This is a genomic window from Photorhabdus sp. S10-54 (assembly GCF_963878145.1).
GTDB lineage: Bacteria > Pseudomonadota > Gammaproteobacteria > Enterobacterales > Enterobacteriaceae > Photorhabdus > Photorhabdus kayaii.
This window is the reverse complement of sequence record NZ_CAWNXG010000045.1, coordinates 14,775-37,061: the sequence shown is the minus strand read 5'-3', so window position 1 is coordinate 37,061 and position 22,287 is coordinate 14,775. Positions and strand designations below refer to the sequence as shown.

Below are 22,287 nucleotides of genomic sequence, written 5' to 3'. Positions count from 1 at the left end.
GCCCCACCGCAGGACTCCATCACTACGGTTGCAGCCTTGCAGGAACCGAGAAAATTCATAAGCTGAGTGCGGGAAAACTTCTTACGCAGCAGGGCGTTACCCTGCCTGTCCTGACAGTGGACATGGAGGGAATGTTTACCGAGATCGATACCAATAAGCGTAACGTTTTGCATGATGGTTCCCTCTAAAATAAAATACCCTGCTAGCGTACCTCTCACAGGGTGGGTGTGACCATCTTGTATCTTTAATCTGGCAGATCTGAGTGAAATATTGGGCTACCGTGGTTTTTGGAAAATTGCACGTACCTATTTTGGCGAAGGAGTGGCGGAGATGTGCCGTTCATTATGTAAAAAACGGTTTGTCGCTAATGCTCGTTGTCTGATACCTGAACTTAATGCTGAGGATATTGTTTCTGGCCCCGCAGGTGTGCGTGCTCAAGCACTGACTGCCGATGGCAAGCTGGTTGATGATTTTCATATCGTGACGGGTATGCGCTCACTACACGTTTGTAATGCGCCTTCACCAGCAGCGACTGCTTCAATTGAAATAGGTCGTGAAATTGTTCAGCAATATTTGCCTGTGTGAATGTAAAATAGATGAAAAGGAGCGTTTGAACGCTCCTTAAAAACATGCTGATGTCATTAAACCAGTTTTAAGTTTCCTGTAATCCCAGTTTTTTCTCCAGATAGTGGATATTCGTGCCACCATTCTGAAAGTTTTCATCATTCATAATCGTCTGTTGAAGCTCAATATTTGTTTTGATGCCATCAATGATCAATTCTGCCAATGCATTTTTCATACGGGCAATGGCATTGTCACGATTTTCACCGTAAGTAATCAGCTTACCAATCATTGAATCATAGTAAGGGGGAACGGTGTAGCCAGCATAAATATGCGATTCCCAACGTACGCCAAATCCACCCGGTGAGTGGAAGCGGGTAATTTTACCTGGGCTTGGCAGGAATGTGTTCGGATCTTCGGCATTGATACGACACTCAATGGCGTGACCACGAACAACAACATCTTTCTGCTTAATTGAAAGTGGCATACCTGCGGCAATCCGCAACTGCTCTTTAATCAAGTCAACACCGGTAATCATTTCTGTAACGGGATGTTCGACCTGAATACGGGTGTTCATCTCAATGAAGTAGAACTCGCCGTTTTCATACAGGAATTCGAAAGTACCGGCGCCACGATAGCTAATTTCGATACATGCGTTAGCACAACGTTCACCAATACTGCGGCGCATCTCTGGCGTAATACCCGGAGCAGGGGCTTCTTCGACAACTTTCTGGTGACGGCGTTGCATAGAGCAATCACGTTCAGCCAGATAAATTGCTTGACCTTGACCGTCGGCCAATACCTGGATTTCAATATGACGTGGATTCTCAAGGAATTTTTCCATATAAACCATATCGTTATTGAAAGCAGCTTTTGCTTCCGCACGGGTCATATTGATTGATTGTTCCAGATCTTTATCACTGCGGACGACGCGCATACCGCGACCGCCGCCGCCGCCGGATGCTTTGATGATGACAGGATAGCCGATGCGTTTAGCGATGGTTTTGTTTTTCTCTGTGTCATCAGACAATGGACCATCAGAGCCAGGTACACAAGGAACGCCCGCTTTTTTCATCGCATTGATAGCAGAAACCTTATCACCCATCAGGCGGATCGTTTCTGCTTTTGGACCGATAAAAATAAAGCCAGAACGTTCAACCTGTTCAGCAAAATCTGCATTTTCAGACAGAAAACCGTAGCCAGGGTGAATGGCTACTGCGCCAGCGATTTCTGCCGCAGAAATAATCGCAGGGATATTAAGATAGCTTTTTGCAGAAGCTGCCGGGCCGATACAGATAGTTTCATCTGCCAGCAGTACGTGTTTTAAATCACGATCCGCAGAGGAATGTACCGCAACGGTTTTGATCCCTAACTCTTTACAAGCTCGCAGGATACGCAGGGCAATTTCACCACGGTTAGCAATTACAATTTTATCAAGCATGGGAACGCCTCGTTATTCGATGACGACCAATGGCTCGTCAAATTCAACGGGTTGACCGTTTTCCACAAGAATCGCTTTAACCACACCTGCTTTGTCGGCTTCAATCTGATTCATCATTTTCATTGCTTCAACGATGCAGAGGGTATCGCCCACATTGACACGTTGGCCGATTTCGGTAAACGGTTTCGCATCTGGGCTAGGCGTACGATAGAAAGTACCTACCATTGGAGAACGAACAACGTGGCCGTCGATTGCAGCCGATCTGTCGCTGATCGTTTCTGGTAGAGCCTGAGAAGGCGCAACAACGCTAGCCAGCGCAGGTTGTTGCGCTTGGACGGGAATATATTGTTGAGCTGCCGGAAAACTCTGGGGGGCTAATGCGCGGCTGATGCGCACTGACTCTTCCCCTTCAGAAATTTCCAGTTCAGAAATGCCAGATTCTTCAACCAGCTCGATCAGTTTTTTTATCTTACGAATATCCATGAGTGTGATTCCGTACTCTTCTGTTTTATTTAGTTGAGTTTTGACAAGCGGTTTACCGCTGCCTGTAATGCAAAGCTATAGCCATCTACCCCTAAACCGCAGATTACACCAACAGCAAGATCTGAAAGATATGAGTGATGACGAAATGGCTCGCGGGCGTGAACATTGGAGAGGTGGATCTCAATAAATGGGATCTTTACAGTCAGCAATGCATCACGCAGTGCCACGCTGGTATGCGTGAATGCAGCAGGGTTAATCAAGATAAAATCAGTATTACCCTGTGCAGAATGAATTCTATTTATCAGCTCAAATTCTGCGTTGGATTGCAGGTGACTGAATTTGACCCCTGATTGATGGGCTTCTTCAGACAATTTGCTGACGATATCATCAAGCGTTAAGTTGCCATAGATATCAGGTTCCCGGGTTCCTAACATATTCAAGTTAGGGCCATTAAGGAGTAAAATGTGAAACTTGTCTGCCATTGTGCTGGTATCTCCGGCAATTTGTCAACAACTGCCCAACATAATCCTATATTAACGATTTGTCATCTTTTTATAACAGCCACAAGTTCATTTCGGCGACAAAGCGCGACATTATAATGATATCGTAGCATTTAGCAGCTAAATACTGGTCTTATCAGAAAAAATGTCAAGAATAAAACCACTGTACTTTAGAGGCTAATCACAATTCTTAACGAACTCTTACCAATGTACGTCCTGTAACCTGGTTAGCTATCAATTTATTAGCGTATTCCACCGCTTGGTCTAGTGTGATTTCAGTCGTTGCTTGTTGATAAAAAGCAGCAGGTAGTAGCTCTTGCAGACGTTGCCACACGGCGGGGCGTTTGGCTGATGGAACCGTGACCGACTCTACACCTTGCAGGCGTATGTTGCGTAAAATAAATGGCATCACTGTTGTTGGCAGATTTGCATTGCTGGCAAGACCGCAGGCTGCAACGGTACCGTTATAGTGAGTTTGGGCCAGTATTGTTGCCAGTACATTATCGCCTACAGTGTCAATAGCTCCGGCCCAAAGTTGTTTTTCCAATGGGCGAGGCGGTTGGCTAAATTCATGGCGTGGCAAAACCTTTTTTGCCCCTAGGGATAACAAATAGTTATGATTTTCTTGTCTACCGCTAACGGCAACAACGGAATAGCCAAGTTGTGAGAGTAGTGCTATCGCCGTACTTCCTACACCACCACTGGCACCTGTCACAATAACATCACCATTTTCTGGCTTGACGCCACCTTGTTCCAAGGCGATAACACACAGCATTGCGGTAAAGCCAGCAGTACCAATGATCATTGCCTGTCGGCTATCTAAACCAATGGGTAAAGGCGTTAACCATTCCCCTGAAACTCTGGCTTGTTCTGCCAAGCCACCCCAATGATTTTCTCCTACGCCCCAGCCGGTTAATAAAACATGCTGGCCGATATGAAAACGCGGATCTTCTGTGTGGTGTACGATTCCAGAGAAATCAATACCCGGTATCATTGGGAATTGGCGGATAATTTTCCCTTTACCTGTGATTGCCAATGCATCTTTATAGTTCAGAGTTGACCAGTGAATATCGACGGTAACATCCCCCTTGGGAAGATGAGAAGTCTCAACTTCTTCAATGGATGCTGTTAATTGATTCTGTTGTTGTTTGAGTAGCAAGGCTTTCATTGATCGTTCCGTTTTCTGTAATTGATTTTGTCATTAAATAAGAATAGATAAAAATGGGTGATTTACATAAGGAATATAAGAAAAAATAAAGTGTTGATGGATTGTGAAACAGAATCTGTTCACATTTTTTCTATGATGTCGGTATCGGATTTCAGACTATTACCTATCGCAATCTATTTCAGAAAATTCTGTTTTTTATTATTTATTAGCAGAAAGTATTGTATTTTAGTCGCAATTTATTACATCATTAATTTGTTCACTACATAGACTACGTACTTGTAGTTAACTATTGGAAATAGTGAGCAAAAGTGTGGGTCTTATGTGAACTTACAAGAATCGTTACTGGTCAAAAAACAGGAGCGGATTTAGCCGGTTACGGTATCCGTGCCATAATGTTGAATTATGTAAAATCAGGTGGTTCTTGCATTTAGTTATGGAACAATTGGTAAAATTAACCCATTTTTATGCAGTTTTTTTCTGCTCCGTTTGGGAGAAGTAACGTAGAATATCGCTCTGTTGATATGAATAACGTAGCCACTTTTTTATTGAAGCAAGTGCTTGTGTGCCTTGTCGCTGCTTCATGTGGTTGGTAGAGTAGACGGGTTTCGTTCCGTCCCCAGCTTGCAGGATTATCCTTTCGCTATGTTTAAAAAATTTCGTGGCATGTTTTCCAACGACTTGTCTATTGACTTGGGTACCGCCAATACCCTTATTTATGTCAAAGGTCAGGGTATTGTATTGAATGAACCTTCTGTCGTCGCAATCCGTCAGGATCGTGCTGGTTCATCGAAAAGTGTTGCTGCCGTTGGGCAGGAAGCAAAGCAAATGCTGGGTCGAACACCGGGTAATATTGCGGCAATTCGTCCGATGAAAGATGGGGTGATTGCCGATTTTTATGTTACAGAGAAGATGCTGCAACACTTTATTAAGCAAGTTCATAGCAACAGTTTCATGCGTCCAAGCCCGCGAGTTTTGGTTTGTGTACCGGTTGGTGCAACTCAGGTTGAGCGTCGGGCAATCCGTGAATCTGCACTCAGTGCTGGCGCTCGTGAAGTATTTTTGATTGAAGAACCTATGGCTGCGGCGATTGGTGCAGGCTTACCTGTTTCTGAAGCCACGGGTTCAATGGTTGTGGATATTGGTGGTGGCACTACGGAAGTGGCGGTTATCTCTTTGAACGGGGTTGTTTATTCATCTTCTGTACGTATCGGTGGTGATCGTTTTGATGAGGCTATTATCAATTACGTTCGTCGTAATTATGGTTCACTGATTGGTGAAGCAACGGCTGAGCGTATTAAGCACACGATCGGTTCTGCTTATCCTGGTGATGAAATGCTGGAGATTGAAGTTCGTGGTCGTAACTTGGCTGAAGGTGTGCCACGTGGCTTTACGCTTAACTCCAATGAAATTCTTGAAGCTCTGCAAGAGCCTTTAACGGGTATTGTCAGTGCTGTCATGGTCGCTCTTGAGCAGTGTCCTCCAGAATTGGCTTCCGATATTTCAGAACGAGGTATGATCTTGACCGGGGGTGGTGCATTATTGCGCAATCTTGATCGTTTACTGATAGAGGAAACCGGTATTCCTGTCATTGTTGCGGAAGATCCATTGACGTGTGTTGCTCGTGGTGGCGGGAAAGCACTTGAAATGATCGACATGCATGGCGGTGAACTCTTCAGCGAGGAGTGAGTGTTAACTTGCAAGTGAGGGGGGAATGACGGGCAGCTCAGACCTCCTTGCGATTGCTGTCTGGGAATTCCATTGTTTATGAAACAGTACAGTTTGGAATAGCGCAGCTTATGAAGCCAATTTTTAGCAGAGGGCCTTCCCTGCAATTACGACTTTTCTTTGCTGTTATTGTTGCCATTGCTTTGGTTGTGGCAGACAGCCGCCTTGATGCTCTCAGTAAAGTCCGTAATTATATGGATACGGTAGTCAGTCCATTTTATTTTCTCGCCAATGGCCCGCGTCAAGTGCTTGATGGTGTGTCAGAAACCCTTGCTTCCCGTGAACAACTTCGATTGGAAAATCGTGCTTTACGCCAAGAATTATTGATGAAAAATAGCGATATGCTGTTGTTAGGCCAACTTAAACAGGAAAATTCCCGCTTGCGTGAGCTATTGGGATCACCTTTACGTCAGGATGAACACATGATGGTGACGCAGGTGATCTCCGGTAGGGCTAATCCTTATAGTGATCAGGTCGTCATCGATAAGGGATCAAGAGAAGGTGTTTATGAAGGGCAACCTGTTATCAGTGATAAAGGCATTGTTGGTCAGGTTGTTGCTGTCAGTCAGTTTACTAGCCGGGTATTACTGATTTGTGATACGACTCATGCTTTACCAATCCAAGTCTTACGTAATGATATCAGGGCTATTATTGCTGGTGCAGGTTGTACTGATGATTTGCAGTTTGAGTTATTACCGAGCAACACAGATATTCGGGTTGGGGATGTGTTGGTGACTTCTGGGTTAGGGGGTCGTTTCCCGGAAGGTTATCCGGTTGCGGTGGTTTCGTCAGTTAAAGTCGATAATCAACGGGCTTATACTGTGATTCATGCTCGGCCAACGGCAGAATTACAGCGTTTGCGTTATTTGTTGTTGTTGTGGGGGGCAGATAATAATCCATCCGAACCATTGCCGCCATCAGAGGTTTATCGTGTAGCCAACGAACGTTTAATGCAAATGATGCCTCAGGTATTGCCACATGCAAATGAAATGGGACCACCTGCGCCATCGTCTGTTTCTGATGAATCAACCAAGACAACAGAAAGAGTAAAAGGTGCTGAATCGACAATAACGTCGGCTAAATTTATAAATTCGGGAAATCGTTAATGAATCAATACCGGAGTCATGGGCGTTGGATCATTTGGGTATCTTTCTTGATTGCAATGGTGCTGCAAATTATGCCGTGGCCGGAGCAAATTTATATGTATCGGCCAACTTGGTCGGCACTATTGTTGATTTATTGGGTGATGGCGTTACCGCATAGAGTCAGTGTTGGTACCGGTTTTATATTGGGGATCATCGTGGATTTGATTCAGGGAGCGACACTGGGTGTTAATGCTTTGGCTTACAGCCTTGTGAGTTATTTGGTGTCATTTAAGTTTCAATTATTTCGCAATATGGCACTTTGGCAGCAGGCTTTGGTTGTCATTGCTTTATCGGTACTGATGGATCTCAGCGTTTTTTGGGCAGAATTTTTGTTATCAAATGTTGCTTTTCATCCAGAAGTATTCTGGAACAGTTTGGTCAATGGTATTCTTTGGCCGTGGTTGTTCCTGTTAATGCGAAAAATCCGTCGTCAGTTTAATGTACATTAGTGGTCGGATCGCCGTTTTTAATGTCCTGACAGAGCTTATTCCAGCAGGCGTTACTGATGCAGGCCATTCTTTCCAATAACTTGAGGATACGAGTAGTGTGTATAACCGGAGCGTACATAATGTACGTGAGGATTAAGCTCTGCTCTAGGTTCAAAATGGCAAATGAAATAGCCTAATGAGATAGGTAGTAGTAAGGACGAGATCATCATGAAAACCCTTTATCTGGCTTCCTGCTCACCAAGGCGGCGTGAGCTGGTTGAATTATTGGACTTTAAATTTGAAATTCTTTCTCCTCAGGTAAAGGAGCAATGGCAAGAGGGTGAAACTCCGCGTCAGTATGTCAGCCGATTAGCAAAAGATAAATCTCTAGCGGGAGTTGCTATTGCACCAGAGGATTTTCTGGTGTTGGGAGCGGATACTGTTGTTGTATTGAATGGTAAGATTCTCGAAAAACCACGTAGCGAGCAACATGCTGTTGCAATGCTCAGTGCACTTTCCGGTCAGAGTCATCAGGTGATGACAGCTATTGCTTTATCAGATAGTCAGCGTACCTTAAGTGATATAGTCATTACAGATGTAACCTTTCGCCAATTATCCACGCAGGAAATTTTGGATTATGTAGCAACCGGTGAGCCGATGGACAAAGCGGGGGCTTATGGTATTCAGGGAAAAGCAGGTTGCTTTGTTAAAACGCTGAATGGCAGTTATCACTCGGTTGTTGGTCTGCCATTGGTGGAAACGCACGAATTAATCACAAAGTTTTTTGCGTTAGTTGATGGGAAGGGGAACATATGACAGCAGAGTTATTAGTCAACATCACACCATCCGAAACGCGCGTTGCCTACATTGATGGTGGGATTTTGCAAGAAATCCATATTGAAAGGGAAGCCAAAAGGGGAATTGTCGGCAATATTTATAAAGGTCGTGTAAGTCGGGTATTACCAGGAATGCAGGCTGCTTTTGTTGATATTGGGCTGGAAAAAGCCGCCTTTCTTCATGCCTCAGATATTATGCCTCATACGGAATGTATTGCCGGTGAGGAGCAAAAGAACTTTCATGTTAAAGATATTGCTGAGTTGGTTCGCCAGGGACAAGATTTAATGGTTCAGGTAGTGAAAGATCCCCTTGGTACCAAAGGCGCTCGGCTAACTACCGATATTACCTTACCTTCCCGTTATCTTGTATTTATGCCCGGTGCATCTCATGTCGGGGTTTCACAACGTATTGAAAGTGAAGAAGAGCGTAATCGCCTGAAAAATATTGTTGCTGATTATTGTGATGAACATGGTGGTTTCATTATTCGGACGGCTGCCGAGGGTGTTGGTGACGAAGAATTAGCTCAGGATGCGGCTTTCTTGAAACGATTGTGGAGTAAGGTGATGGAGCGTAAAAAGCGCAATGTCACTAAAAATAAACTTTATGGCGAATTGGCTCTGGCCCACCGTATTTTGCGTGATTTCGCCGGCGCGGCCCTTGATCGTATTCGTGTAGATTCTCGTTTGACGTTCACTCAGTTACAGGAATTTATTCGCGAATATATTCCTAAAATGACAGCCAGATTGGAGCTTTATAACGGTAGTCAGCCTATTTTCGATCTGTTTGATGTAGAAAATGAAATTCAGCGAGCACTCGATCGCAAAGTTGAATTAAAATCAGGTGGTTATTTGATTATTGACCAAACTGAAGCGATGACCACAATTGATATTAATACCGGCGCATTTGTCGGCCATCGTAATTTGGAAGAAACTATTTTTAATACCAATATTGAGGCGACGCAAGCTATTGCCAGACAATTAAGGCTGCGTAATCTAGGCGGTATTATTATTATCGATTTTATCGATATGAATAGTGAGGAGCATCGCCGACGGGTATTGGCTTCTCTTGAGCAGGCGTTGAGTAAAGATCGTGTTAAAACCACGATTAATGGTTTTTCACAACTTGGGCTGGTGGAAATGACCCGTAAACGGACTCGTGAGAGTATAGAGCATATACTTTGCGACGATTGCCCTACTTGCAAGGGAAAGGGAACGGTAAAATCTGTTGAAACGGTCTGTTATGAGATTATGCGTGAAATTGTGCGTGTGCACCGGGCAGTTGATGCAGATCGTTTCCTTATTTATGCCTCACCCGCAGTGGCCGAAGCGCTGAAAGGGGAGGAATCTCATGCACTGGCGGAAGTGGAGATTTTTGTCGGTAGACAGGTAAAAGTTCAGACAGAACAGCTCTACAGTCAAGAACAATTTGACGTAGTTATGATGTAACCATCTGATTTGCTGACATAACAGCATTGGTAACCAAGGAGATGCGTGTGAGGCGACTGCCGGGAGTATTATTAGCGACAGCCGCAATAGTCATTATCATTGTGGCTTTGCTTGTTAGTGGATTACGTTTTCTACTGCCACATATTAATGATTACCGCCCACAATTATTCGCTAAAATTGAATCAATTGTTGGTGTACCTATTGATGCTGGATATATTGCGGGAGAATGGGAATCTTTCGGGCCTGTTTTTGAATTACGTGATATCAGTGTAAAAACTGCAAATGCAGATGTGAAAGCCAAAAAGATCACGGTTGCATTGGATATCTGGTTATCTTTACTAAGAATGCGTTGGAATTTCCGCGATCTTACTTTTTATCAGTTACAAGTAGATTACTATCAACCGCTGTTTAATGATCAAAGCGGTAATATGTTTTCCCAATCGGATCTATTTTCTGATCTGTTTCTGGAGCAGTTTGATCATTTTAATCTGCAAGATAGCCGTTTTACTTTCCTTACTCCTTCTGGTGAACGCGCTGATCTTCTGTTACCACAATTAACCTGGCTAAATAAAGATAATCGTCACCGAGCTCAAGGGAAAATTAGTCTCTCTTCGATCAATAATCAGCATGGGGATATACAAGTTAAATTTGATTTGCATGACACTAATGGCGTATTGGATAACGGTACTATTTATTTACAGGCAGATAATGTTGATGTTCATCCGTGGTTAAGCCATTGGTTGCAGGATAATACTGGGCTGAAGGATGCTGAGTTTAGTTTGTCTAGCTGGATTATGCTGAAAGATGGTCGGATTGATGGTGGTCAACTGCAACTCCGTCAGGGAAAAGCTAATTGGAAAGTTGCTAACAAATCCCACAACCTTTCTGTCAGTGATTTGGTGTTACGAATGCGTCGCCAAGATGGTGGTTGGTTGTTTGATGCACCTGAGCTGGCAAATTTGATCACTGATGGTCAACAATGGCCGTCAGGAAAAGTATCAGTGCTCTATCTGCCGGAAGCCAAGAGAACTGATGGTCATGATCATTGGCGTATCCGGGCAAAAAACATTCAACTTGAACGGCTAAGTAGCATTTTACCGACTTTTTCTTTTTTGACGCCTGATCTTGTGAAGGATTGGCAGCATCGTCAGCCACAAGGATTGGTAAAGTATCTTGCCCTCGATATTACACCCAAAATGGCAGATGATTCCCGAATCAGTATGCAATGGCAGAATGTCAGTTGGCAGCGTTGGCAGGAATTGCCTTCTATTGATAATTTCTCTGGTTTTCTCAATGGCAGCTTGCGGCAAGGTAAACTGAGTTTTGTATTGAAGAATAGTGTCGTTGATTATCGAGATATGTTCCTGGCACCGTTTGAGATATCCCAAAGTCATGGCGAAATACTCTGGCGGCAAGATGAGCGAGGCTTACAACTTTGGAGTCAAGGATTGGATTTGCAGGCGAAGTCATTGTGGGTCAATGGTGATTTTCGTTATCAACAGCCTAAAGAACAGCCTCCTGCGCTGAATATTCTGGCGGGAATACGGGTTTATGATGCAGGTGATGCCTGGAGATATTTTCCAGAATCTTTGATGGGGACATCTCTGACTGACTATCTAACAGCTTCAATTATTAAAGGGCAGATAGAAAACGCGACTTTTGTTTTTCAAGGCAATCCAAAAGATTTCCCATTTGCAAAGAATAATGGCCAGTTTCAAGTTTTTGCTCCATTGCGTCACGCGACTTTTCAGTACCAACCAAATTGGCCGGCATTGCTAGATCTCAATATTGATCTTAATTTCCAGAATAACAGTTTATGGATGCTTGCTCCGCAAACGGCACTTGGTAAAGTGAAAGCTAGCAATGTTTCAGCAGTAATTTCTAATTATCGTAGTAAGAAATTGTTAATCAACGCTGATCTTCTGGGAGATGGCAAAGATATTCATGAATATTTTACCCGTAGTCTGTTAGCAAATTCTGTTGGTGAAACGCTGGATATATTGCAGGTTGGTGGTCAGATTGCTGGTAATTTGCATTTGGATATTCCACTCAATGGTGGCAATGTGGATGCCCGTGGTGAGGTGACTTTAAAAAATAATCACTTGTTGATTAAGCCCCTAGATAGCGAAATGAAAAATGTGAGTGGCCGGTTTCGCTTTGATAATGGTAATTTACAAAGCAGCAAATTATCAGCCCAATGGCTTGGGCAGCCTGTGACGGTTGATTTTTCTACTAAAAGTTTACCCAAAAACTACCGAGTCAATGTTGGTCTGAATGCGCGTTGGGTTGTGGCAAAATTATCTAAATTTTCACCAGCGATTGCTAAAGCGTTTTCTGGCTCTGTTGATTGGGAAGGGAAGGTCGGTGTCAGTTTGCCGTTTCAGGGCAAGCCTCAATATGATATGAAAATCGACGTTGATTTATCACAAGTGGATAGTTACTTATCTGCCCTGAAAGCGGATGAACCGCGTGCTCTTCATATTCTGGCTGATGGTGATATGGAGCAGTTGCAAGTAAAAGGCACTTTGGATAAACAGTATGCATTTAATACTCAATGGCGTCTGGCAGGGAAAAGCACTCAACTGTCACGTGGAATTTTACAAAGCAGCGATAAAATTCCTGATTTGCCTGAAAAATCCCTATTGGAGTTGAATCTTCCGGCAATTGAAGGGGAAGAGTGGTTAGGGCTGATTGCGCCTCTGACTTCAGGTTCTTCATCGGCAGGGATGTCAATGTTGCCACAGCATCTGCATATATCACTTCCATCACTGGATGCGGGGGGACAACGCTGGAATCAGTTATCGTTGGATGTGGAAAAACAGCTTTGGGGAACGCAGATCACTGCTAATAGTCGGGAAATCAACGGTAAACTCAATATCCGTAATAGTGGCTCTTGGCAAATGAATTTGAGTCATCTTTACTATAATCCTCTGCAACATAGCTCTCAGCAAGCTGAATCAGATTTACTTAAGCAATCTCAGGCAGGTACAACTCTGCGTTATTCGTTGAACCAATGGCCTTCATTAGACATCATCTGTTCTGAATGTTGGATTATGGGATTGAAGCTTGGGAAGGTGTCTGGTTCCCTGATTCCAGAAGGTAATTCGCTGGTATTAAGAGATGGAATAGTAGAAAACAGTGTCAGCAAACTAACTTTGGCAGGTCGTTGGCAAGAAGGGGCTGTAGGGAATAATACTCGTATCATGGGGCAATTTTCTGGTGAAAAGTTTGATGAGATGGCATCTTACCTTGGTATAGTCGTACCGATTGTAAATTCACCGTTTACCTTCCGTTTTGATTTTAATTGGTGGGATATACCGTGGAAACCCAATTTCCAGACGATGAATGGCAATCTTAAAAGTGACTTAGGCAAAGGTGCTATTGAAAAATTGGGGGGAGGAAGTGCTGGTCAGTTACTAAAATTAGTCAGTTTTGATGCTCTGTTACGTAAATTACAGCTCGATTTTAGCGATACCTTTAGCCAGGATTTTGAATTTGATTCAATTCGTGGTGATGTTTCAGTAAAAAATGGGATACTCAAGACTGAAAACTTACGGGTTGATGGGTTGATTGCCGATGTGATAACGAAAGGTGAGATCGATCTTGTTCGCCAACAGATCAATATAGAAGCCATCGTCACGCCGGAGATTTCTGCTACTGTGGGGGTAGCAACGGCTTTTGTCATCAATCCGATGGCAGGTGCTGCATTATTCGCAGCGACCAAGGTTTTGGGGCCGTTATGGAATAAGATATCCGTTATTCGTTACCGGATTACTGGTAATCTTGAACAACCGAAAATTGATGAAGTTCTGCGTCAGCTTAAGGAGAATAGAGGAACATGAGAAACGTTAATGTTGCACTCTTGCAGTTATGTAGCGGTGAGAATATCAAACATAATTTGGCGCAAATTGAACAACAAATTAAGCAGTTGCCGGATACTATCAAGTTTGTCATGACCCCGGAAAATGCATTGTTGTTTGCTAATGCTGATAGCTATCGTAGGCATGCAGAACAACAGGGTCATGGGCCTTTGCAGCAAGCTGTCAGTGAGATTGCACGCCGTTATGGTGTTTGGTTATTAATCGGTTCTATGCCGCTTATCAGTCGTGAAAATCCTGAACGGCTCACCAGTAGTAGCCTGTTGTTTGATGATCAGGGTAAGATTTGCGCACGTTACGACAAAATCCATATGTTTGATGTCAATATTAATGATGAACATGGATCATATAATGAATCATCTGTTTTCCAGCGTGGGGAACATATTACCGTTGTAGATACACCTGTTGGTCGTCTCGGAATGACCATATGTTATGATCTGCGCTTCCCAGGGTTGTTTCAGGCATTACGTGAGCAAGGCGCTGAGTTGATATCTGTTCCTGCGGCATTTACTCGTTTAACAGGAAAAGCACATTGGGAGCCACTGCTGCGGGCTCGCGCTATTGAAAACCAGTGTATTTTGTTAGCGCCAGCTCAGGTTGGTGTACATGGAACCCGTCAGACGTGGGGTCACTCAATGGCAGTGGATGGTTGGGGGAAAGTGATTAAGAAAAACCCCGATGCAGTCAGTGCACTACAACTGAATATCAGGGCAGATAGCTTGAAGATTATGCGTGAGCAGATGAAGGTGGTGAAACATAACCGCTTTCGACCACAGTTGACTTCCTTGATTGAAAAAATACCGCAAATTAAAGAGTAGCAATTATGAGTTTAACTTCTGTCAGTGAACACCTACTGGCTGCAAATAAATTAAGCCATCAAGATCTGTTTTCAGTACTCGGTCAACTGGCTGAACGTCGGCTCGATTATGCCGATCTCTATTTTCAGTCCAGTTACCATGAATCTTGGGTGCTGGAAGATCGGATTATTAAGGATGGTTCCTATAATATTGATCAGGGGGTTGGCGTTAGGGCAATCAGTGGTGAAAAAACGGGTTTTGCTTATGCAGACCAGATCACGTTGAATGCGTTGCAACAAAGTGCACAGGCTGCCCGTAGCATCGTCCATGAAAAAGGGAATGGTAAAGCCCATACTTTTGGCGAAGTGACCTATTCTCAGCTTTATGCAGCAATTGATCCGCTGCAAAGTTTTTCCCGTGAAGAAAAGATTGCGTTATTGCAGTGTGTGGATCAGGTGGCTCGTGCTGAAGATCCAAGAGTACAGGAAGTCAATGCCAGTCTGACAGGGATCTATGAACGGGTGTTGGTCGCGGCAACCGATGGGACCTTGGCGGCTGATATTCGTCCTCTCATTCGCTTATCTGTCACGGTGCTGGTGGAGGATAACGGCAAACGTGAACACGGCACTAGCGGTGGTGGTGGCCGTTACGGTTATGAATATTTTCTGGAAGTGGTTAGTGGTCAGATCCGTGCAGAACAATTTGCGCGTGAAGCTGTTCGTATGGCACTGGTGAATCTTTCCGCTGTTGCTGCACCTGCTGGTACCATGCCGGTTGTTCTAGGGGCTGGTTGGCCGGGAGTGTTGCTGCATGAAGCTGTTGGTCATGGGTTGGAAGGTGATTTTAACCGCCGTGGTACTTCTGTGTTTTCTGGTCAGATTGGTGAAAAAGTCGCTTCTGAACTCTGTACTGTGGTTGATGATGGCACAATAAAAGGTCGCCGGGGGTCATTGGCAATTGATGATGAAGGCGTTCCTGGACAATACAATGTATTGATTGAAAATGGCATTCTGAAAGGTTACATGCAAGATAAAATGAATGCGCGTCTGATGGGTGTTGCGCCGACTGGCAATGGTCGCCGTGAATCTTATGCACATTTGCCAATGCCTCGTATGACTAATACCTATTTGCTGGCGGGTCATTCCACACCGGAAGAGATCATCGGTAGTGTGAAAAATGGCTTATATGCGCCAAATTTTGGTGGTGGTCAAGTGGATATCACTTCCGGTAAATTCGTGTTCTCGACATCGGAAGCTTATTTGATTGAGAACGGTAAAATTACCAAACCAGTGAAAGGTGCAACCCTCATCGGTTCCGGTATTGAGGCTATGCAGCAGATCTCTATGGTAGGAAACGATCTTGAACTGGATAAAGGTGTTGGGGTTTGTGGCAAAGAGGGCCAGAGCGTACCGGTTGGTGTTGGCCAGCCTACTTTGAAACTGGACAACTTGACCGTTGGAGGAACAGCCTGATTTTTGGCTGGTTAATACTCTTGTTTGAAGAAGTAGAAGAAGAACTGGAAGGGGAACTTAGTTTTAATATTTTCCCCTAACAGAAATTAGAACCTTACGGGTTTTAGGTTGTTAAGCGGATTCAGCCATATCTCTAAGATACTGGAAAATCTGACGATAAGATTTAGGTGGCTTATTTGCCGCCTTTTCTTTTTTGGCGTTGCGGATCAAGGTACGCAATTGCTGGCGATCGGTTTGTGGGAATAACGCCACCACTTCATCAATAACATCGTCATTGCCATCAATCAATTTATCACGTAATTCTTCCAGTTTATGGAGCAGAGTGATTTGCTGATTATGACGATTTTTCAGTTTATCAAGCGCGGTGGTAATTGGCTCGACATCCCGGGTACGCAGCAATTTACCAATAAATTGTAATTGGCGACGGCGCCCCTCTCTTTTTATCTTCTGTGCAAGTTCAATGGCGGCCAGCAGATCCTCATCTAACGGAACGCGTTCAAGTGCACTTTTGCTGAGCTCAACCAATTCTGTACCCAGCTTTTTCAATGCTTCGGCATCACGTTTAATTTCACTTTTACTGACCCAAATTATCTCTTCCTCTTCCTCTTCGGCAGGATAATCATTGAGCCAATCTTCAGGCTGCTTTGCCATAGTGGTTTTCCTTTTAAAAAGGTCGGAACTGGCAGGTTGATTTTTGGAGCATGACCTGTAGCCCGGCGGGTGTTAACATCCTAATATTGTGTATTGTAACTGGGAAAAACGTCGGATTACCACTCGACATTGACTGTGTGGGTAAAACGGTTCTGTTTTCCCGATAGATTTTCCCTTTATTCATCAAATTACGGGTAATTAATGAAAATCACGGATCAAATTGCGGAACAACGCAAACAACTGGAAAATGCAGTTTCACAGGCACTAGAGCTGGCAAAAGCGGGTTGTGATGCTGCGGAGGTTGCGGTTAATAAAACAACGGGTATTAGTGTCAGTACCCGCTTTGGTGAAATAGAAAATGTAGAATTCAATAGTGATGGTGCTTTGGGGATTACCGTATACCATCAGCAACGTAAAGGTAGCGCATCATCAACAGATTTAAGCCCGGATGCCATTGCCCGTACTGTTCAGGCTGCGATTGATATCGCTCGTTATACCTCTCAGGACCCGTGTGCTGGCCCGGCAGATAAAGCGCTATTGGCGTTTGAAGCGCCAGATCTTGACTTATTCCATCCAACAGAGTTGGATGCTGATAAAGCAATTGAACTGGCTGCTCGTGCGGAACAAGCTGCATTACAGGCAGATAAGCGTATTACCAATACTGAAGGTGGCAGTTTTAACAGCCATTATGGTATCAGAGTGTTTGGTAACAGCCACGGTATGTTGCAAAGTTATTGCTCCAGCCGTCATTCTATGTCGAGTTGTGTGATTGCTGAACTTGATGGCGATATGGAGCGGGACTATGCGTATACCATTCATCGTCGTTTTGAAGATTTAAAATCGCCAGAATGGGTTGGGCAGGAGTGTGCTCGTCGTGCATTATCTCGTTTGTCGCCACGTAAATTACCGACTATGAAAGCACCGGTGTTGTTTGCTGCGGAGGTTGCAACGGGCCTTTTCGGTCATTTGGTTGGCGCTATCAGTGGTAGCAGTATTTACCGGAAATCCTCTTTCCTGCTTGATCATCTGGGCAAACAAATCCTGCCATCATGGCTGACAATTGAAGAACGGCCACACTTGCTGGCGGGGCTGGCATCTTCTCCATTTGATAGTGAAGGTGTTTCTACCAGCAATCGGGATATTATCAAGGATGGTATATTACAGACTTGGCTTCTGACCAGTTATTCTGCCCGTAAGCTAGGAATGGCAAGTACCGGCCATGCAGGAGGGATTCATAACTGGTGCATTGCAGGGCAAGGTCAAGATTTTGCAGGTTTACTGCGTCAGATGGGAACTGGGTTAGTGGTCACTGAACTGATGGGGCAGGGAGTCAGTGCAGTAACCGGCGACTATTCCCGTGGCGCCGCTGGTTTTTGGGTAGAAAATGGTGAGATTCAGTATCCTGTCAGCGAGATTACTATTGCAGGCAATTTAAAGGATATGTGGGCCAATATGGTCACTATTGGGAATGATATTGAAACGCGTAGTAATATCCAGTGTGGTTCAGTCTTACTGCCGGAAATGAGTATCGCTGGTCAATAAGAGATACTCGTTTCCGATTACTTTAGTCAGCCCGGATCAAATGGGCTGGCTGAATTAACGGTGGAGCTCACCGGCAGCTTCTGGTTGATAAAGTAATTCTAATACTTTGACGCGGGTTTCTTCGCCGTTTGGCAATTCCCAACTGATTTCGTCACCGATACGAAGGCCCAATAATGCAGCACCTAAAGGAGCCATAACAGAAAGCTGATCTGAACTGTCTTGCAGTGACGCTGGATAAACTAAAGTACGTACCCGTTCTTCATTGCTTGTCAGGTCAATAAAACGAACCCGGCTGTTCATCGTCACAACATCTGATGGAATTTCTGCTGGCGGTACAATCTCTGCACGATCCAGCTCCTCATTCAAAGCGTCAGCGATACTAGTATCTGCAAACGCTGGCTGTTCCAACAGGGAATCTAAACGTTCTGCGTCTAATTCGTTGATGATAATTGCTGGTTTAGTCATACCACACTCCAAATGGATTCCAATACAAAATAACACCCCGCACCATGAGGAGGGGGGTGTTATTTAAAATGATTAACCTGATAGTAGGCTGTTCTTACTGGAAAATAAAGAGATCATGATCACGAACTGTTTTGTGCTGCTAATGAAAACAGTGAAGGACATGATAATCCATAGGTGAGTGAGCAACGTTATTCTTCGTCAAATCCCGAATTAAATAGATCAATAATAGCTGCAAGAGCCTGCTCTTCATCTGGGCCACTGGCTTCAACTTCAATATAGCTGCCTTTTTCTGAATCCAGCATCAGCATAGCAATTACACTGCTGGCCTCGGCTTCAACATGGCTATCATTGCGTAAAATAACATGAGATTCAAAGAGCTGTACTAGATCATACAGCTTCATTGCTGGCCGGGCGTGCATTCCCAGCCGATTTTTGATTTCAAGTCTTTGCTTGATAGTCATTATTTTCGCTTTTCGAGAGTACGGTGGCGCGACTGTACGTTTTTTCCTCTGGAACGAAAATAATCGGCCAACTGTTCTGCCACATAAACAGAACGGTGTTTACCGCCGGTACAGCCAATAGCAACGGTCAGATAGCTGCGGTTATTGGTTTCAAGCATAGGTAGCCAGAGTTCAAGATAACTGCGGGTTTGATAGATGAAGTTATGCACTTCCGTATGACGGTCGAGGAAAGCGGCTACAGGACGATCAAGACCGGTCATTGGCCGTAATTTGGGGTCCCAGTGTGGGTTTGGTAGGAAGCGTACGTCAAAAACATAGTCGGCATCAATTGGAATGCCATGCTTAAAGCCGAAAGACTCAAAGACCATTGTCAACTCACGTTCCCGTTTGCCTAGCAGACGCGTTCTTAGCATCTCAGCCAATTCATGGACTGACATTTCGGAGGTGTCGATAATCAGGTCAGCTCTTGAACGAAGGGGTTCCAGCAGATCACTTTCTTGATCAATCGCGCTTTCCAGAGAAAGATTTTTGCTTGATAGCGGATGCAGACGGCGGGTGTCGCTATAACGGCGGATCAACGTATTACGTTCAGCATCAAGGAATAGTAATTGCGGTGAGAAACTCGCTGGTAGTTTAGTCAGAGCTTCTTCGAAAACTTCAGGTGATTCCGGCATGTTTCTTACATCAATACTAACCGCAGCAGAAATATCGCGGTCAGCTAGCGTATTTGCTAATTCCGGTAGTAATACTACCGGCAAGTTGTCTACACAATAAAAACCCATATCTTCCAGTGCGCGTAAGGCAACGGATTTACCTGAACCGGAACGGCCACTGACTATCATCAGCACCATGAGGCGACTCCCCTTAATTTCTTAGTGGTTATTATGAGCCACTCTTATCTATTGCTATCCATGCATTGCAACAGTTATTCAGTGATAATTGCGTATAATTCTTCATCACTTTGTGCCGATCTTAAACGACGGCAGAGATTTTTATCTGCAAGACGTTTGGCAATCAATGACAATGTGTGTAGGTGTGTTTGGCATTGATCGTTTGGAACCAGTAAAGCAAACAGCAAATCGACTGGTTGATTATCAATAGCATCGAAAGCAATAGGTTGTTCCAGACTTAGGAAAACGCCAACCGCTTGATCTGAGCTTTCTTCATCTAACTTACCGTGAGGGATAGCAATACCACTGCCAATTCCAGTAGTACCTACTTTTTCTCGGGTTAATATTGCTTCGAATACGACATTTTCTGGTAACTTAAGCTGCTTAGATGCTAGCTCACTGATAATCTCTAAAGCCCGTTTTTTGCTCGAACAATGTACATTATTGCGCGTACATGCGAGGGAAAGCACAGAGCTTAGTAGTAAATCTGCTTGATTATTCATTTTCCTATTCACTTAGGTGCTTATTGATACAGGATGCCATAGGTTATCTGTGGCATCCTGTATTTGCGCACTGTTTTACAGCAATACTCTGCTGTTGTTACTACATTCTTTGTTAACTAACTGTTAATGATGTCTCAGTTTGTCTTTATGTTTGGTTAATTGACGCGCCAGTTTATCGACCAGTCCATCAATTGCTGCATACATATCTTCATGTTCTGATGATGCGTGCAACTCACCTCCGTTAATGTGTACAGTAGCTTCGGCGATTTGTTGTACCTTTTCCACTCGGAGGATTACCTGAGTCAGGTTGATCCTGTCGAAATATTGATCCAGTTTGCTGCATTTTGCAGTGATAATGTCGCGTAATGCATCAGTAATTTCAATATTGTGGCCGGTTATTTTGAGTTGCATATTGTCTTCCTTCTCTGTTCATTTCAAACCAGACGCTTACGTTGGTTTGATGGCGGAATGGATAACGACTCTCGATATTTTGCGACAGTCCGTCGGGCAACCATGATGCCTTGATCGGCTAGCATGCTCGTCAGTTTGCTGTCACTGAATGGTTTGGCGGGGTTCTCCGCTGCTACCAGTTTTTTCACCAAAGCCCGTATTGCAGTTGAAGAGGCTTCGCCTCCACTTTCTGTATTGACATGGCTGGAGAAAAAATACTTCAATTCAAAAATACCACGTGGGCTGTGCAGGAATTTCTGGGTGGTTACCCTGGAAATGGTAGATTCATGCATATCAATCTGGAAAGCAATGTCTGCCAAAACCATAGGTTTCATATACTCTTCACCATGTTCAAAAAATTCCTGTTGCTGCTCTACAATACAACGCGCAACTTTCAGCAGAGTATCATTTCGGCTTTCCAGGCTTTTGATAAGCCACTTGGCCTCTTGTAGGTTATTGCGGATAAACTGACTGTCACTTTCATTGCGCGTATGTTGCCCAAGCTCTGCATAATGCTGATTAATGTGTAAACGGGGGATACTATCTGTATTCAATTCTACTTGCCAGTGTTCACTCTCTTTTCGAACCAGTATATCGGGGATGACATATTCTGATTCGCCGGTGTTTATTGCCAGGCCAGGCTTCGGTTCAAGTGACTGGATTAAATTTATGACCTCTTTCAGAGTATCTTCTTTCAAGCGACTTAGGCGGGTTAAATTGCGGAAATCCCGATGACCTAATAGCTCCAGATGTTCGCAAACGATCAGTCTCGCCTCTTCCAAATAAGGTGTTTCTGGTGGAAACATTGATAGCTGGACTAGTAGACAATCTTTTAGATCACGAGCGGCGACACCGATAGGATCGAAATGTTGTATTTGTTTTAGCACCGCTTCCACTTCTGCCAGAGTAAGTTGAGCGTCGCCAATGCTGACAAGAATATCTTCTAATGGCACAGTGAGATAGCCAGTATCATCTACGGCATCAATGATTGATGTCGCAATTGCCGCATCTGTTTCGGTGAAAGGGGTGAGCTCTGCCTGCCACATCAAATAGTCTTGCAAGGTTTGAACGGTTTCACCTTGGTAAAGTGGCAGTTCGTCGTCGTTATAGTCATTACGTGTCCCGGAAGGTGTGCCAGCGGTATAAATTTCATCCCAACTGGCATCCAGGGGTAACTCGTCTGGCATATCCTTTTGTTGCAAGGCATCAAGCGTATCCATAGCTTCCGTTTCGTTATCGGGAAGTTCCTGATTGCTAATTTCCTGATGATCTTCATCCTGTTCAAGCAAAGGGTTCATTTCTAACGCTTGTTGTATTTCCTGTTGGAGTTCAAGCGTAGAAAGTTGCAACAAACGAATAGCTTGTTGGAGCTGTGGTGTCATAGCCAGTTGCTGGCTAAGCCTGAGTTGCAAACTTTGCTTCATAGCGTTAAATCAATTCTCCTG

At 44.2% G+C, this 22,287-nt stretch carries 21 protein-coding genes and 1 pseudogene; 10 read left to right on the top strand and 12 right to left on the bottom strand.

Going from position 1 to position 22,287, the window contains the following annotated elements:
- Window positions 1–173 (bottom strand): annotated as a pseudogene (locus AACQ83_RS19355) (IS110 family transposase); the annotation flags it as partial.
- Window positions 174–330: 157 nt separating this feature from the next.
- Between AACQ83_RS19355 and AACQ83_RS19350 the strand changes: the two are divergent.
- Entirely contained in the window at window positions 331–585 is a 255-nt protein-coding gene (locus tag AACQ83_RS19350; RefSeq protein WP_240000857.1) for a hypothetical protein, read from the top strand.
- Window positions 586–652: 67 nt separating this feature from the next.
- Here the strand turns inward: AACQ83_RS19350 and accC are convergent, their stop codons facing one another.
- From accC to acuI, 4 genes are all read right to left on the bottom strand, one after another.
- Window positions 653–2,002: an acetyl-CoA carboxylase biotin carboxylase subunit gene (accC, locus tag AACQ83_RS19345; protein ID WP_112879262.1), complete on the bottom strand. Its 1,350-nt coding sequence runs from the start codon at window positions 2,000–2,002 to the stop codon at window positions 653–655.
- Window positions 2,003–2,014: 12 nt separating this feature from the next.
- On the bottom strand, window positions 2,015–2,485 hold the full coding sequence (accB, locus tag AACQ83_RS19340) for an acetyl-CoA carboxylase biotin carboxyl carrier protein (RefSeq protein ID WP_112879261.1): 471 nt from the start codon (window positions 2,483–2,485) through the stop codon (window positions 2,015–2,017).
- Window positions 2,486–2,514: 29 nt separating this feature from the next.
- Window positions 2,515–2,967, bottom strand: a complete 453-nt coding sequence (gene aroQ / locus AACQ83_RS19335) for a type II 3-dehydroquinate dehydratase (protein WP_112879260.1) — start codon at window positions 2,965–2,967, stop codon at window positions 2,515–2,517.
- Window positions 2,968–3,175: 208 nt separating this feature from the next.
- Window positions 3,176–4,153, bottom strand: a complete 978-nt coding sequence (gene acuI / locus AACQ83_RS19330; protein WP_112879259.1) for an acrylyl-CoA reductase (NADPH) — start codon at window positions 4,151–4,153, stop codon at window positions 3,176–3,178.
- 642 nt (window positions 4,154–4,795) lie between these two features.
- Between acuI and mreB the strand changes: the two genes are divergently transcribed.
- The 8 genes from mreB (at window position 4,796) to tldD (ending at window position 15,880) form a co-directional block, all read left to right on the top strand.
- A complete protein-coding gene (mreB, locus tag AACQ83_RS19325; protein ID WP_011148194.1) occupies window positions 4,796–5,839 on the top strand; it encodes a rod shape-determining protein MreB in 1,044 nt (347 codons plus the stop codon).
- Window positions 5,840–5,949: 110 nt separating this feature from the next.
- Entirely contained in the window at window positions 5,950–6,984 is a 1,035-nt protein-coding gene (mreC, locus tag AACQ83_RS19320; protein ID WP_112879258.1) for a rod shape-determining protein MreC, read from the top strand.
- Entirely contained in the window at window positions 6,984–7,472 is a 489-nt protein-coding gene (gene mreD / locus AACQ83_RS19315; protein WP_112879257.1) for a rod shape-determining protein MreD, read from the top strand. Before mreC ends, mreD begins: the two co-directional genes overlap by 1 nt.
- A gap of 207 nt (window positions 7,473–7,679) precedes the next feature.
- Window positions 7,680–8,267, top strand: coding sequence for a Maf family protein (locus tag AACQ83_RS19310; RefSeq protein WP_112879256.1), 588 nt, complete (start codon window positions 7,680–7,682; stop codon window positions 8,265–8,267).
- Entirely contained in the window at window positions 8,264–9,733 is a 1,470-nt protein-coding gene (rng, locus tag AACQ83_RS19305) for a ribonuclease G (protein ID WP_112879255.1), read from the top strand. The genes AACQ83_RS19310 and rng overlap by 4 nt, the downstream gene beginning before the upstream one ends.
- A gap of 47 nt (window positions 9,734–9,780) precedes the next feature.
- Window positions 9,781–13,575, top strand: coding sequence for an AsmA2 domain-containing protein YhdP (yhdP, locus tag AACQ83_RS19300; protein ID WP_192881052.1), 3,795 nt, complete (start codon window positions 9,781–9,783; stop codon window positions 13,573–13,575).
- Window positions 13,572–14,429: a deaminated glutathione amidase gene (nit1, locus tag AACQ83_RS19295; RefSeq protein WP_112879253.1), complete on the top strand. Its 858-nt coding sequence runs from the start codon at window positions 13,572–13,574 to the stop codon at window positions 14,427–14,429. The genes yhdP and nit1 overlap by 4 nt, the downstream gene beginning before the upstream one ends.
- A 5-nt stretch (window positions 14,430–14,434) precedes the next feature.
- Entirely contained in the window at window positions 14,435–15,880 is a 1,446-nt protein-coding gene (gene tldD / locus AACQ83_RS19290) for a metalloprotease TldD (protein ID WP_112879252.1), read from the top strand.
- Between the two features lie 111 nt (window positions 15,881–15,991).
- Here tldD and yjgA read toward each other — a convergent pair whose 3' ends face one another.
- On the bottom strand, window positions 15,992–16,531 hold the full coding sequence (yjgA, locus tag AACQ83_RS19285; RefSeq protein ID WP_112879251.1) for a ribosome biogenesis factor YjgA: 540 nt from the start codon (window positions 16,529–16,531) through the stop codon (window positions 15,992–15,994).
- Window positions 16,532–16,732: 201 nt separating this feature from the next.
- On the opposite strand from yjgA, the gene pmbA reads away from it, so the two are divergent.
- Entirely contained in the window at window positions 16,733–18,073 is a 1,341-nt protein-coding gene (gene pmbA, locus AACQ83_RS19280; RefSeq protein ID WP_112879250.1) for a metalloprotease PmbA, read from the top strand.
- A gap of 54 nt (window positions 18,074–18,127) precedes the next feature.
- On the opposite strand, the gene rnk is transcribed toward pmbA, so the two are convergent.
- From rnk to rpoN, 6 genes are all read right to left on the bottom strand, one after another.
- Window positions 18,128–18,538 (bottom strand): nucleoside diphosphate kinase regulator, encoded by a 411-nt coding sequence (rnk, locus tag AACQ83_RS19275; RefSeq protein WP_112879249.1) that lies wholly within the window; start codon window positions 18,536–18,538, stop codon window positions 18,128–18,130.
- 188 nt (window positions 18,539–18,726) lie between these two features.
- Entirely contained in the window at window positions 18,727–18,999 is a 273-nt protein-coding gene (gene npr, locus AACQ83_RS19270; RefSeq protein ID WP_112879248.1) for a PTS phosphocarrier protein NPr, read from the bottom strand.
- Window positions 18,999–19,850, bottom strand: a complete 852-nt coding sequence (gene rapZ, locus AACQ83_RS19265; RefSeq protein WP_011148173.1) for an RNase adapter RapZ — start codon at window positions 19,848–19,850, stop codon at window positions 18,999–19,001. Before rapZ ends, npr begins: the two co-directional genes overlap by 1 nt.
- 74 nt (window positions 19,851–19,924) lie before the next feature.
- Window positions 19,925–20,392, bottom strand: coding sequence for a PTS IIA-like nitrogen regulatory protein PtsN (ptsN, locus tag AACQ83_RS19260; RefSeq protein WP_112879247.1), 468 nt, complete (start codon window positions 20,390–20,392; stop codon window positions 19,925–19,927).
- A 123-nt stretch (window positions 20,393–20,515) separates the two neighbouring features.
- Window positions 20,516–20,803 carry a ribosome hibernation promoting factor gene (gene hpf / locus AACQ83_RS19255; protein ID WP_036775988.1) on the bottom strand — a complete coding sequence of 96 codons (288 nt, stop codon included), beginning with the start codon at window positions 20,801–20,803 and terminating at the stop codon, window positions 20,516–20,518.
- 23 nt (window positions 20,804–20,826) lie between these two features.
- Complete coding sequence (rpoN, locus tag AACQ83_RS19250) at window positions 20,827–22,266, bottom strand: RNA polymerase factor sigma-54 (RefSeq protein WP_112879246.1); 1,440 nt, start codon at window positions 22,264–22,266, stop codon at window positions 20,827–20,829.
- Between the last annotated feature and the right edge of the window lie 21 nt (window positions 22,267–22,287).

Excerpts from the sequence above, each read along its gene's own strand:
- yjgA (WP_112879251.1), bottom strand. The coding sequence starts at position 16,531 with ATGGCAAAGCAGCCTGAAGATTGGCTCAATGATTATCCTGCCGAAGAG.
- pmbA (WP_112879250.1), top strand. The coding sequence starts at position 16,733 with ATGAAAATCACGGATCAAATTGCGGAACAACGCAAACAACTGGAAAAT.
- rapZ (WP_011148173.1), bottom strand. The coding sequence starts at position 19,850 with ATGGTGCTGATGATAGTCAGTGGCCGTTCCGGTTCAGGTAAATCCGTT.
- AACQ83_RS19350 (WP_240000857.1), top strand. The coding sequence starts at position 331 with ATGTGCCGTTCATTATGTAAAAAACGGTTTGTCGCTAATGCTCGTTGT.
- mreC (WP_112879258.1), top strand. The coding sequence starts at position 5,950 with ATGAAGCCAATTTTTAGCAGAGGGCCTTCCCTGCAATTACGACTTTTC.
- hpf (WP_036775988.1), bottom strand. The coding sequence starts at position 20,803 with ATGCAACTCAAAATAACCGGCCACAATATTGAAATTACTGATGCATTA.
- rpoN (WP_112879246.1), bottom strand. The coding sequence starts at position 22,266 with ATGAAGCAAAGTTTGCAACTCAGGCTTAGCCAGCAACTGGCTATGACA.
- nit1 (WP_112879253.1), top strand. The coding sequence starts at position 13,572 with ATGAGAAACGTTAATGTTGCACTCTTGCAGTTATGTAGCGGTGAGAAT.
- ptsN (WP_112879247.1), bottom strand. The coding sequence starts at position 20,392 with ATGAATAATCAAGCAGATTTACTACTAAGCTCTGTGCTTTCCCTCGCA.
- rng (WP_112879255.1), top strand. The coding sequence starts at position 8,264 with ATGACAGCAGAGTTATTAGTCAACATCACACCATCCGAAACGCGCGTT.
- aroQ (WP_112879260.1), bottom strand. The coding sequence starts at position 2,967 with ATGGCAGACAAGTTTCACATTTTACTCCTTAATGGCCCTAACTTGAAT.
- acuI (WP_112879259.1), bottom strand. The coding sequence starts at position 4,153 with ATGAAAGCCTTGCTACTCAAACAACAACAGAATCAATTAACAGCATCC.
- rnk (WP_112879249.1), bottom strand. The coding sequence starts at position 18,538 with ATGACTAAACCAGCAATTATCATCAACGAATTAGACGCAGAACGTTTA.
- mreD (WP_112879257.1), top strand. The coding sequence starts at position 6,984 with ATGAATCAATACCGGAGTCATGGGCGTTGGATCATTTGGGTATCTTTC.
- tldD (WP_112879252.1), top strand. The coding sequence starts at position 14,435 with ATGAGTTTAACTTCTGTCAGTGAACACCTACTGGCTGCAAATAAATTA.
- accB (WP_112879261.1), bottom strand. The coding sequence starts at position 2,485 with ATGGATATTCGTAAGATAAAAAAACTGATCGAGCTGGTTGAAGAATCT.
- AACQ83_RS19310 (WP_112879256.1), top strand. The coding sequence starts at position 7,680 with ATGAAAACCCTTTATCTGGCTTCCTGCTCACCAAGGCGGCGTGAGCTG.
- accC (WP_112879262.1), bottom strand. The coding sequence starts at position 2,002 with ATGCTTGATAAAATTGTAATTGCTAACCGTGGTGAAATTGCCCTGCGT.
- npr (WP_112879248.1), bottom strand. The coding sequence starts at position 18,999 with ATGACTATCAAGCAAAGACTTGAAATCAAAAATCGGCTGGGAATGCAC.
- mreB (WP_011148194.1), top strand. The coding sequence starts at position 4,796 with ATGTTTAAAAAATTTCGTGGCATGTTTTCCAACGACTTGTCTATTGAC.